This is a genomic window from Kribbella jejuensis (assembly GCF_006715085.1).
In the GTDB taxonomy this organism is placed as follows: domain Bacteria; phylum Actinomycetota; class Actinomycetes; order Propionibacteriales; family Kribbellaceae; genus Kribbella; species Kribbella jejuensis.
Map to the genome: position 1 here is coordinate 1,959,446 of NZ_VFMM01000001.1, position 12,266 is coordinate 1,971,711.

At 67.9% G+C, this 12,266-nt stretch carries 8 protein-coding genes; 7 read left to right on the forward strand and 1 reads right to left on the reverse strand.

Features of this window, described 5'->3' with window-relative positions:
- Positions 1-44: 44 nt before the first annotated feature.
- From FB475_RS09590 to FB475_RS09605, 4 genes are all read left to right on the forward strand, one after another.
- Positions 45-1,667 carry a type 2 periplasmic-binding domain-containing protein gene (locus FB475_RS09590; RefSeq protein ID WP_141854513.1) on the forward strand — a complete coding sequence of 541 codons (1,623 nt, stop codon included), beginning with the start codon at positions 45-47 and terminating at the stop codon, positions 1,665-1,667.
- The gene (locus FB475_RS09595) at positions 1,667-2,611 is read left to right on the forward strand and encodes an ABC transporter permease (RefSeq protein ID WP_141854515.1); all 945 of its coding nucleotides are present in this window, start codon (positions 1,667-1,669) and stop codon (positions 2,609-2,611) included. Before FB475_RS09590 ends, FB475_RS09595 begins: the two co-directional genes overlap by 1 nt.
- A complete protein-coding gene (locus FB475_RS09600; protein WP_141854517.1) occupies positions 2,608-3,495 on the forward strand; it encodes a carbohydrate ABC transporter permease in 888 nt (295 codons plus the stop codon). The genes FB475_RS09595 and FB475_RS09600 overlap by 4 nt, the downstream gene beginning before the upstream one ends.
- A 69-nt stretch (positions 3,496-3,564) precedes the next feature.
- On the forward strand, positions 3,565-5,574 hold the full coding sequence (locus tag FB475_RS09605) for a HelD family protein (RefSeq protein WP_141854519.1): 2,010 nt from the start codon (positions 3,565-3,567) through the stop codon (positions 5,572-5,574).
- Here FB475_RS09605 and FB475_RS09610 read toward each other — a convergent pair.
- Positions 5,561-6,751, reverse strand: a complete 1,191-nt coding sequence (locus FB475_RS09610; protein WP_141854521.1) for an MFS transporter — start codon at positions 6,749-6,751, stop codon at positions 5,561-5,563. The two genes, FB475_RS09605 and FB475_RS09610, sit on opposite strands and share 14 nt — an antisense overlap.
- Positions 6,752-6,842: 91 nt before the next feature.
- Between FB475_RS09610 and FB475_RS09615 the strand changes: the two genes are divergently transcribed.
- The 3 genes from FB475_RS09615 (at position 6,843) to FB475_RS09625 (ending at position 12,055) form a co-directional block, all read left to right on the forward strand.
- Positions 6,843-7,154 (forward strand): ArsR/SmtB family transcription factor, encoded by a 312-nt coding sequence (locus FB475_RS09615; RefSeq protein WP_141854523.1) that lies wholly within the window; start codon positions 6,843-6,845, stop codon positions 7,152-7,154.
- 67 nt (positions 7,155-7,221) lie between these two features.
- Positions 7,222-9,471 carry an outer membrane protein assembly factor BamB family protein gene (locus FB475_RS09620; protein ID WP_141854525.1) on the forward strand — a complete coding sequence of 750 codons (2,250 nt, stop codon included), beginning with the start codon at positions 7,222-7,224 and terminating at the stop codon, positions 9,469-9,471.
- A gap of 205 nt (positions 9,472-9,676) precedes the next feature.
- Complete coding sequence (locus tag FB475_RS09625; RefSeq protein WP_141854528.1) at positions 9,677-12,055, forward strand: PQQ-binding-like beta-propeller repeat protein; 2,379 nt, start codon at positions 9,677-9,679, stop codon at positions 12,053-12,055.
- Positions 12,056-12,266: the final 211 nt, after the last annotated feature.

Genomic DNA, 12,266 nt, shown 5'->3' on the forward strand with positions numbered 1-12,266 from the left:
ACGTACTATGTCATGGTGTGGGCCTCCGATGGAAGTGAGGCCTCATGCCGGTCAGCAGAAGAACATTCCTCGGCGGCGGTCTGGCCGCCGCCGCTGTCGCGGTCACGGGTACGCCGCTGCTGGCGGGGTGCGCGTCCGACAAGAAGAACACCGCCGCGGCGAACGCGGCCGTGAAGCTGCCGACGTACACGAAGTACGGCGAGATCACGCCGGATCTGCCCGGTACCGACGTGGTGCTGGACGGGTTCCTGAAGTACCCGGCGAACCCGGTCCGGGCGATCACGGACGCCCCCGGCGACGGCAAACCGATCACGTTCATGACCAACATCCCCGGCGCGATCCCACCGGCCGCGGACAAGAACCAGTTCTGGCAGGAACTCAACAAACGCCTCGGCTCCGAACTGCAGATCAGCATGGCGTCGAACGACGAGTACAAGGACAAGTTCGCGACGCGGGTGGCCGGCAACGACCTGTCGGACATCATCAACATCCCGTCGGGTACTCCGCAGGTCCCCGGGCTGCTGAAGGCCAAGGCGATGGACCTCACCGAGCATCTGTCCGGTGACGCGGTCAAGAAGTACCCGTTCCTGGCCAACATCCCGACCCTGTACTGGAAGGGCTGCGTCTTCAACGGAGCGATCTACGGCGTACCGGTCCCGCGTGGCATGTCCCGAACCTCGCTGCCGCTGTACCGCGCCGACCTGCTCGCCGCGAAGGGCATCAAGGACCCGGCACCGAAGAACTTCGAGGAGTTCTTCGACCTGTGCAAGGAGCTGACGGCGGCCAAGGAGAACCGCTGGGCGTGGACCCGGGTGCCGACGTCGTACCTCCGGATGATGCTTGGTCTGCCCAACAACTGGAAGGAAGAGGGCGGCAAGTTCACCTCGGTGTACGAGGCGGACGGCAACCAGGACGCCCTCGAGGCGGGCCGGAAGATGGTTGCCACCGGCGTCATCAACCCCGACACGTTCAGCGCCAAGGCCGCGCAGCGCAAGCAGTGGTTCAACGGCGGGATCGCCGCGTTCGACTACGACAGCTTCGTCGCGTGGAACCAGTACTACTCCGACAACACCGCCGGTGACGCGTTCTCGGTGAACATGCTCGACGTCCCGGGTTTCAGCAGCGGTGACGGCAAGGTCTGGATGGGTGCGGCGCTGAACAACGTGACCGCGTTCAACAAGGCCAGCAGCCACTCGGTCGAGACCCTGCTCAAGATCGCGAACTGGATGGCGGCGCCGTTCGGCACCGAGGAATACCTGTTCCGCAAGTACGGCGTCCAGGGCCGGCACTACACGCTGCAGGGCACCGACCCTGTGCCGACCAAGGTCGGCGTGGTGGAGACCGGTATCGGCCTGCAGTACATCGCCGACTCCACGTTGGCCCTGTACTGGGCCGGCAAGCCCGACGTGCCGCAGAACCAGCACAAGATCCAGGAGAAGGTCGCGGACCGGCTGCTGTACGACGCGTCGTACGGCCTGTACTCCGACACCAGCTCGAAGAAGTGGTCGCAGCTGACGGACGCGTTGACCGACACCGAGAACCAGATCCTGCAGGGCAAGAAGCCTGTGTCGGAGTGGGCCTCGGCGGTCAAGACGTTCCTGTCCTCGGGTGGTGAGAAGATCCGCGGCGAGCTGCAGGACGCTTTCGCGACGGCAGGCGGGAAGTAATGCTGCAGCGTTCGTCGAAACGTCCGGAGCAGCGGCTCAGTCTTGGGCGGCGGTTGGTGCGGGATCGCGTGTTGTTGTTGTTCGCGTTGCCGGGGACTGCGTTGATCGTTGCCTTCCACTACGTGCCGTTGCTGGGCAACATCATTGCGTTCAAGGATTATCAGCCGTTTCTCGGGATCGGTGGGAGCGACTGGTCGGGATGGGACAACTTCAGCGTGATCTTCAACGGGGATCCCGCGTTCCTGCGGGCGTTGAAGAACACGCTGATTCTCACCAGTTTGCAGTCGATCTTCGTGTTCCCGGCGCCGATCCTGCTTGCACTGTTGCTGAACTCCCTGTTCTCCGAGCGGATCAAGCGGATCGCGCAGAGCATCCTGTACCTGCCGCACTTCATGTCGTGGGTGATCGTGGTCGCGCTGTTCCAGCAGATGCTCGGCGGCAGCGGTCTGCTGAACAACTACCTGCGCTCGCACGACCTGTCGACGGTCAACATCATCGGGAACTCCGAGTTGTTCCACGTCCTGCTGACGTCGCAGATCATTTGGAAGGACACCGGGTGGGCGACGATCTTGTTCCTGGCGGCGCTGTCCCAGATCGACTCGCAGTTGTACGAGGCGGCGAGCGTGGACGGCGCGACCCGGATGCGGCAGCTCTGGCACGTCACGTTGCCGGGGTTGCGCGGGATCATCATCCTGCTGTTCATCCTGCGGCTCGGCGACTCGCTGACGGTCGGGTTCGAGCAGATCATCCTGCAGCAGCAGGCGGTCGGGCGCGACATCAGCGAGGTACTGGACACCTACGTCTACAACAACGGCGTCCTCGGCGGCGCCTGGGGTGTCGCGGCCGCGGTCGGCCTGGTCAAGGGCATCGTCGGCGTCGTCCTCGTACTCACCGCGAACAAGGTCGCACACATCTTCGGCGAGCAAGGGGTGTACCAACGATGAGTCGCAGGATCGTTCAGGGCGTACCGATGCCCGGGTGGCCGATGCGGATGTTCAAGGGACTCGTCCTGCTGGTCTTCTGCGCGGTCGTGATCATTCCGTTCGTCGGGGTGATCTCGACCAGCCTCGCGCCGAACAAGCAGATCAACGAGTCCGGTGGGCTGGTGCTGCTGCCGAAGTCGATCAACTTCCGCGCGTACGAGTCGTTGTTCGCCGGCGGCGTGGTGACCCGGGCGTTGTTCGTCAGCATCTTCGTCACGGTCGTCGGCACGCTGCTCAGCCTGACCGTGTCATGCCTGCTCGCGTACGCGCTGGCGCGCCCTGGGTTCTCGGCGGGCCGGCCGATTCTGCTCGTGGTGCTGTTCAGCATGCTGTTCTCCCCCGGCATCATCCCGCTCTACCTCACGGTGAAGGGCGTCGGGCTGCTGGACAGCATCTGGGCGCTGATCGTGCCGACGATGATCAGCGCGTTCAACGTCGTCGTCCTACGGGCGTTCTTCATGAACCTGCCGAACGAGATCACCGAGAGCGCCCGGATCGACGGCGCGGGCGAGTTGATGACGTTCTCGTACATCGTGCTGCCGCTGTCCAAGGCCGTACTGTCGGTGATCGGCCTGTTCTACGCGGTGGCGTACTGGAACGCGTTCTTCTCGGCGCTGCTCTACCTCAACGACTCCAAGCTGTGGCCGTTGCAGCTGGTACTGCGAACGTACGTCATCAACGACACGCAGCTGGGCAGCGCCGAGCTCGGGACCGAACTGCTGCCGCCGCAGGCATCGATCCAGATGGCGATCCTGGTGGTGTCGATCGTGCCGATCCTGATCGTCTACCCGTTCCTGCAACGGCACTTCGCGAAGGGCGTACTGACCGGCGCGGTGAAGGGTTAATTCGGTTCCGTGGCGCAGGGTGGTCAAGTAACGTAGCTGGGCTCCCCCACTCTCGCCGGAGGTTTCAGCATGCCCTCAGACACGTCCGACACGCTTCAGGCCGAGAAGGACTACCTGAAGGCCTCCCGGGCGGCGCTGGCGCTGATGCGGGAGAAGACCGGTGCGCTGGAGATCCACAGCGCGGACCGGGTCAACCAGGAGTTCCTGCAGGCCGCCATCTACCAGCGGATGAAGGAGCTCGAGGACGACCCGGACGTGCCGCTGTTCTTCGGCCGGCTGGACTACCTCGAGCCGGCCGAGGAGACGTTCCACATCGGCCGCCGGCACGTCAACGACGCGCTCGGCGAGCCGCTGGTGGTGGACTGGCGAGCAGACATCTCGGTGCCGTTCTACCGGGCGAGCAAGACCGAGCCGATGGGCGTGGGGGTGCGCCGCCGGTTCGGGTTCACGCACGGCGAGATGACCGCCTTCGAAGACGAGGACCTGACCGCGTCCGGTGCGGTCGAGCAGCACAGCGACATCCTGGACGCCGAGATCGAGCGCCCACGCTCCGGCCCGATGCGCGACATCGTGGCCACCATCCAGCCGGAGCAGGACGTGATCGTCCGGGCCGGCGTCGACCAGACGATCTGCGTCCAGGGCGCCCCCGGTACCGGTAAGACCGCGGTCGGGCTGCACCGGGCGGCGTACCTGCTCTACGCGTACCGCGACCAGCTGAGCCGTGCCGGTGTGCTGGTCGTCGGCCCGAACGCCAGCTTCCTGCGCTACATCGGGGACGTCCTCCCGGCGCTCGGTGAGATCGAGGCGAAGCAGACGACGGTCGAGGAGCTCGTCGGGCGGGTCAAGATCGCCGGACCGGGTCCCGCGCCGGTCGACGTCCTCAAGGGGGACGCGCGCATGGCCGAGGTACTGCACCGGGCCGTATGGGCGCACGTACGGCACCCCGACGACGCGCTCGTCGTGCCGCGCGGGGCGCACCGCTGGCGAGTGCCGACGTACCAGGCCGAGGAGCTCGTGAACGAACTGCGGACCCGCGGCATCCGGTACGGCGCCGGCCGGGCGATGCTGCCGCAACGGCTGGCGCACGCGGTGCTGCTGCGGATGGAGGCGGCCGGTGACTCCCCCGACGACCGCGTGCAGGACTCGGTGGCCAGGAGCCGTCCGGTCAAGCAGTACGCCGAGGCGCTGTGGCCGGCTGTCGACCCTGCCAAGCTACTCTTCCGCCTGTTCACCGAGCCCGAGCTGCTCGCGGAGCACGCGGACGGGATCCTCACCGAGGAAGAGCAACAGCTGCTGATCTGGGAGAAGGCCCCGCGGTCCGCGGGGGCGGCCCGGTGGTCCGTTGCGGATGCCACGTTGATCGACGAGATCGCCGACCTGGTCGACCGTACGCCGTCCCTCGGACACGTGGTGCTGGACGAAGCGCAGGACCTCTCAGCGATGCAGCTACGCGCCGTCGGGCGACGCTGCTCGACCGGTTCGATGACCGTGCTCGGCGACATCGCCCAGGGCACCACACCGTGGGCCACACCATCCTGGGACGAGGCCCTGAAACACCTGGGCAAGACCAGCGCCCATACCGAGGAGCTGACCTCCGGGTTCCGCGTCCCTGGTCAAGTGATCGAGTACGCGGCCCGTCTGCTCCCCGCGATCGCCCCGCACCTCAAACCGCCGACAGCGGTACGACGAGCCCGTGGTGAACTGACCATCACCCGTGTACCGGACAGCCTGGCCGCCGCGGTCACCGCCGTACAGGAGGTGTCCGAGCGGCCGGGGTCAATCGGGTTGATCGTGCCGGATGCACTAGTACCGGCGACTCGTAAGGCCTTGCAGGGCACGGCTTTCTCCGTGCTCGGAGACGAGGACGACGTGGACGCCCACCTGGACGTCGTACCGGCGTCTTTGGCCAAGGGTCTCGAGTTCGACCACGTGGTACTGGTGGAGCCCGCCGGGATCGTGGGGGGTGAGGCCGACGAGCGGACCGGGCTCCGGCGCCTGTACGTCTGTCTGACTCGTGCCGTCACCTCACTGATCGTGCTGCACAGTGAGGACTTGCCCGCGATCCTCAGTCAGCCGTAGCGGTGACGTAGATGTCCTCGTCACGCTCCAGCTCCTCCACGCGCTGCAGCGACGGGTCACGCCAGAGCACATAGACCAGGCCCACCACTACCAGCGAGAGCGCGGACGCGAGGACGGGAAGGTAGCCGACGCCGAGCGACTGGATGACCAGTCCGCCGACAACCGCGGACAGACCGGCGCCCAGGTAGATCGCAGAAGCGTTCAGCGAGATCAGCAGGCCTCCACCCAGTTCCAGCAACAGGTTCTGGATCGGCGGGTTGAAAGCCCAGGTCAGCATCCCCCACACCACAAGCGCCACGCCGGCGCCTGCCGTCGTGGTGAGCGTCAGGTCGAGCGTGGCCAGTACCGCGGTGATGCCGAGCATCAGCACGACCAGCGTGCGCAGGCTGCCGAATCGGTCGGTGATGCGACCACCGAGGAAGTTGCCGACGACAGCACCCACGCCGTACAGCAGCAGGAGCAGTCCGGTGACGCTGCCGGTCAGGCCGGCGGTGTGCTTGAGCAGCGGGACGATGTAGATGTACACGCTGAACGCGGCCAGCACGGCGAGCACCGTCATCGCCAGCACGATCTGCACGCGCCGGTCCGTCACCCCGGCGAAGCGCTCGCGCAGGCTGACCACGGGTGGTGCGTCGACCTTCGGAAGCGCCGCCCGCTCGACGATGGCGACCAGCACTGCGACTGCAGTGATGAGTGCGAAGACGCCCTTGTAGCCGAGTGTCGGGCCGAGCAGCGTGCCGGCGGGTACGCCGAGCACCAGGGCGAACGTGAGTCCGCCGAAGACGATGGCCACTGCCCTGCCTCGTTCTTCAGGTGGCAGCAAGCTGGTGGCAAACAACGTGGCAGCCGGCGTGTACACGGCCGCGCCGAACGCGGCCACGACGCGACCGGCGATCAAGATCGGGTAGTTGACCGCCAGGGCGGCGATGAGGTTGCCGAGCGCGGCCAGGACCAGTGCGGCGATCAGGAGGGTACGGCGCTCCCACCGGCCCGTCAGCGTGGACAGGATCGGCGCACCGATCGCGTACGACAGGGAGAACGCGGTGGCGAGCTGGCCCGCGGCCGTCAGCGAGACATGCAGCTCGGAGCTGACGTCGGGCAGCACCCCGGACACGACGTACGCGCTGGTGCCGACCGCGAACGCGCCGGCGCCCAGGAGGTAGATCCGTGCGGACATCTGAGGACCTTCCGGAGACGAGGATCAGTACTTCGACGATCATCGTACTACGAAGTTCATCGAACTTCGACAGGCGTCGTACTATGGACGCATGGCCACCAAAGTTCTCCCGCAGCCGGAGCGGGACGAGATCCGCGTCGACGCGGTTCTGCAGGCGTTGGGCGAGCCGGTCCGGCTGATCATCGTCCGGGCGCTCGCCGACAATCCGGCCGGCGTCTGCTGCGGGGAACTCGAACTGCCCGTCACCGCGTCCACCCGGGCGCACCACCTGAAGACCCTCCGTGAGGCCGGAGTGATCTCCACCCACACCGACGGCACCCGCCGGGTCAGCCTGCTTCGCCGCGACGACCTCGAGGAGCTCTACCCGGGCCTGCTCACCGGGGTGCTGTCAGCCAAGCAGTAGGCAACCGCAAGGTGCTGGTGGGGTGATCGTGGGCTGGTTGCAGTAGTGCGGCTGGCAGACTGAAGCAGTGGTGGAACTCCGGGCGCGCTGGGATGACCTCCTGCCCGGGTCTGCCTCGTTGGCCGACGACCTGGTCGGCAGGTACGTCGACCGCAACCGGCGCGCGTACCGCGACCACTACCTGAACATCGTCCTGACCGCGCTGGACTCGCTGATCCAGCTGTCGACGGATCCCACCAGCGTCCGGCTGGCGGCCTGGTTCCACCGCGCGGTGCACGAGCCCGGCGGTACTCCGCCGGAGGACGCCGAGGCATCGGCCCAGCTGGCCGAGGAGCTGCTCCCGCGGTACGGCGTACCGTCGATCCGGATCGCCGAGGTCGCGCGGCTGATCCGGCTGACCGGCGACCTCGCGGCGCCACCGCCGGACTCCTACGCGCCACCGCGCCGGGACGCGAACGGCGACGTACTGCTCGACGCCGTGAACGCGATCCTTGCCTCGGACCCGACCCGGTACGCCGTCCATACGGCCGAAGTACGACGCGACGCCGGCGAACGGAAGGCCGCGCTCGAGCACCGCTACGACGAGGTGGGCGACCTCCTCGACGGACACCTGTACCGCACGCAGCTGGCCCGCCAGCGGCTCGGCCAAGTCGCACGGCTCAACCTGGAGTCAGAGCTCGCCGGGCTGGACAGTGAGTTGCCCGCGCCGTGGCGAGGCTGGCAGCAGGCCGGGCTGACCGCCACTGCCACCTTCGGCGCCATCTCGGCCGCCGTGGTGGCGATCGCTGCCTCCGGAGCGTCCTGGCAGGTGCCAACCGCACCGGACGAGGTCGGCTGGCCCACTGTCGCGCTGGCAGTGGTCTCGTTCTTCAGCACACCAGTACTGTTCCGCTGCGCCCGCAGCGCAAGCCAGCGCGCTCGCTTGATCGCAGGGACCGTCCTGGCCATCGCCGTCACCGGACTGCTCGTCGCTTGGGCGCAAATGCCCAAGACGAACGAGGCTGTCGGCGTCGGTCTCAGGGTGCCGTTGCTGATCTCCGCACTGGTCCTGCTGCTCGTAGCCGGCGCAGCCGCCCTGGTGGCTTCACTCTTGCGTACGCGGACCGCCCGCTTCCTCCCAGCGCGCAACCTCGGTCAGCAACTCGCTTGGCTCGCCGCGCCGGTCGCCATCGCTCTCGCCCTCCTCCTGATCGTCCAGCCGCTCTCCCGTAGCTACGTGCTCTCCTCCAACGAGCGGGTCGAGGGCTCGGCCCGTACAGCCGGCCGAGCCAGCCCATCGGTTCTCGACGGTACGGTCGCCTGGGTGAGCGACTCGGTCGTCGGGAGCGGCGCGGAGGAAGCCGTCGGTACGGCGTACGGCATCGCCATCCCCCGCCCGGACGGGGTCGTGGAGATGCTCGACGCGGCCACGGGCGCGCTGCGCTGGCGATACAGCCGCTCCGACTCCGACGACAAGCCCGTGATCACAGCCACTGGCAGTGGCGAGTACGTACTGGCCCTGTTCGCCGATGTCGGATACCTGCTCCTCGACGCGAACACAGGCCGGCGCAAGGCCGCCTGGCCCAGCCGGACGCGGGACAGGTTCATCCAGCAGTCCATGCCACTGCTGACCGGTGAACGCGACGGCAAGCTGCACGGGGTCGACCCGAGCGGCGACGAGCGCTGGACGTACGAGTCCGGCGCTTGCACCGACCTCGGCGCGATCGCCACCGCCGAGACCGTGCTCGCCTTCGTCACCCATACCTGCGACGACCAGCCCGACGAGCTCACGGCGCTGGACGTCCAGACCGGTAAGAAGCTGTGGACCAGGACGTCCACCACCAGCTACCGGCGCCCGGTCGTCGTAGCCGGCCTGGTCGTCGTGGCGGAGCCCGGCGGCGACTCCGACGTACCAGCGGCATTGACTGCGATCGAGCCGCGGACAGGCGACATCCGGTGGACCTGGAAGGTTCCGGCGTCCTGGTCGTGCCGGACGCTGCTCAACGCGGCCGGGAAGTACCTGATCGTCGTGGACTGCCCGGGGCCGAGCAGTCTCGAGAACCGGAACACCGTGGTCACCGCGATCGATGCGAACACCGGCCTGACCGCCTGGCAGACCGTGGCTCCGGTGAACCCACGGATGAAAGTCACGGTCACGGCGGACGGCCGCGTCATTTCGCTGAGCCGGGCGGCCACGGGCTGCGCCGTGAACGTGATCAGCCGCGGCGGCTTCCGCCAGGTCCGGCTACCGACCGGAATCTCCTGCGGCCGCGACCCACGCGCGGTCGGCAACCTGGTCCTCACGTCCGGCGCCAATACAGTGATCGCCCTGCGCTAGTGACGCGCTGTAGTCGCAGCATGGCACGGTCTGGCCCGATGACGCCGGAGTGTGACATGCACCGCAATTCGACGGCCCGGATTCGTTGCGGAACGCATCGGTCCTGGCAGTCAGGTGACGAGCCGATAACCCTTTGGCCACGGACCGATCCGGGAACGCCTGATCCGTCGTTCCGGACTCCCAACGGGTGCAAGACTCCATAGCCATGGACCTGCGCGACCAGTGGAATCGCCTGCTGCCGCACGCGCAGCCGTTGGGCGAGGACCTGCTGGCTCGTTACGCAGAGCAACATCGCCACTATCACAACCAGCAGCACCTCACCGAGGTACTGACCACGATCGACGAGCTGGCCGAGTACGCCGAGGACGCGGACACGGTCCGGCTGGCGGCCTGGTTCCACGACGCGATCTACGACCCGCAGGCCGACCCCGGCGAGAACGAGGAGGTCTCGGCCCAGCTGGCCGAGCTCGAGCTGGCGGCGTACGGCGTGGACGCCGACCGGGTCGCGGAGATCGGGCGGCTGGTCCGGCTGACCGCCAAGCACGACTGTGCCGAGGACGACCGGAACGGCGCGGTGCTGTGCGACGCCGACCTGCGCATCCTCAGCCTGCCGCAGGTGCGGTACGACGAGTACGCGGCCGGCATCCGGCAGGAGTACGAGCACGTCGCCGACCGGGACTTCGCCCGGGGGCGGATGTCGTTCCTGCGGACGCTGAGCGAGACCCGGTTGTACGTGACTCCCAGAGGTCATGAGGAGTGGGAGAGACCGGCCCGGGAGAACCTCGACCGGGAGGTCGGCTCTCTGGGCCCTAGGGCGGCCCGGAAGATCGGCGGGCTGATCCCGGTCATCTACTTCGGAGCCTCCGTCGGCGCGGTCGTCGCGTCGTCCGTCCTGCTCGGCCGCGGCCTCGGCGCCGCTGCCAAGTGGCCGGCCGACCCGTCCGACATCGGCGGCTTCCCGGTCTGGGCCCCCATCGCCGGTACCGCGATCGCGGCCGCCCTGACGTGTGCGTGGTTCCGCAGGTCGCAGCGGCTGGTCACGGTTCCTGCCATCGTCTTCGCTGCTGTCGGCCTGATTGCGATCGGCGTGTGCTGGTGGCGCTGGCCGGCCGCGCAGCCCGGTGCAGCCATGTCGGAGCGCTGGCCGTACCTCCTGCTCGCTTCGGTGGCTCTGGTACTCGCGGGTGCGTTGCTGGCGCTCGCGCGGCGGCTACGACTCGCGCCACCGTACGCGCAAGCTCCTCCGCGGTGGGTGGGTGTCGGCGCCACCGCGATCTGTGGAGCGCTGCTCGCGTGGATCGTGGTCTCCGCGGGCGAGCCGTTCGTACAGGCCCGGCTGGAGACGGCCAACACCGTCAGCACGACCACCACCATCCAGCCGACGCAGCAGCCCGTACAGCTCGACGGAACGCTCGCGTGGAGCCGTGAGGTCCCGGCGATGGGAGCCATCACCGGTACCGCAGGCGGCGTCGCAGAGCTGCGCGAGGACGGGGTCGTGATGTCCGACGCGGCCACCGGCCAGATCCGCTGGCGGTACTCGCGGGCCGACGTACAGGACGCCGCTTCCAGTGGCTCCCGGGGCCTCGTGGTGTCAGCGGACGGTCAGATCCTCGCTGCACACCTCCCGCGGTCGGAGTACCGCGAGCCCGCGGGCATCAGCCTGCCGACGTACGCCGTACTGAACGCCGTGACCGGACAGGTGCTGACCGAGGTCGACACCGACGGGACCGCGCTGGCTGTGGACTCGGACCAACTCCTCGTGGCGGAAGGGAACTACGTCGTCTCCCACGGTGTGAGCAGCCCGACGCACTGGCGGACCCAGGTCCGGTGCACTGTGACACAGGGCCAGCTCGTCGCCGACCAGGCCGTCGTAGTGGATGCCTGTGCCGGCAACGGCGCCGTCGTCCGCGGTCTGGACCTCAAGACCGGCGTCCAGAAATGGGAGGTCGACCTCGGCGCCAAGATCGACCTGAGCGCCGAGCTGGACCCGTCGACGTGGGTCGGCGAGCTGGTCACCGTACCGGACACCCGTGAGGTCTCCGGGCTGATCTGGACCGGTGCGGCCGGCGGCACGCTCTACCAGTGGTCCGTCGACACCGGCACGGGCAACCTCCTGTGGACAACACCCGTGCCCGGGACACCGCGCCCGCGGCTCGGCTCGTCCTCGTGCGACGCACAGCTTGCTGCCACGCACGCGTCGCTCGTACTGATCACCTGCCGGACCGGGAACGACTCAGGACAGCCGCAGACGTACGACGTCTCCTCGTCGAGCCCTGCGGACGGTACGCCGCAGTGGCATCACCTGCTGCAGGTACCGCCGAAGCTGCAGCACCCGGAGTACCCGCGGGACGGGTTCGCGCTGCTGCCGGACGGGCGGGTCGTCACGCTGATGCCACAGCCGAACGGAAGCTGCTCGCCGGTGCTCATCGGTACCACCGGTATCCAGGCGCGGCCGATCCTGTCCGGTGGGAACACCCAGACGGTGGCCAAGTCCGAGGCCGTCACCTGCGACAAACCGGCCGTCACCGTAGCCGCCACCCGCCCCATCTTCTCCGACGGCACCCGCCTCTTCGCCCTGAACTGACCCCGGGGAATTCTGTTGCCCCCTCCCCCACCCCCACCCCTCTTTCCTTCCTTCCCTTGCCCGGGCGCAGCCCGGGAATTCTGTTGCCCCAGGCTCGGTTGATATATAACGTGATCCGCATGTTCCGCGTGGTTTTCTTCGAGTTCGACCTGTCAGGCACCGGCCTGACGGGCGCTCCCACGTGGGCTCCGTCAGTCGATTGCACCGGCGC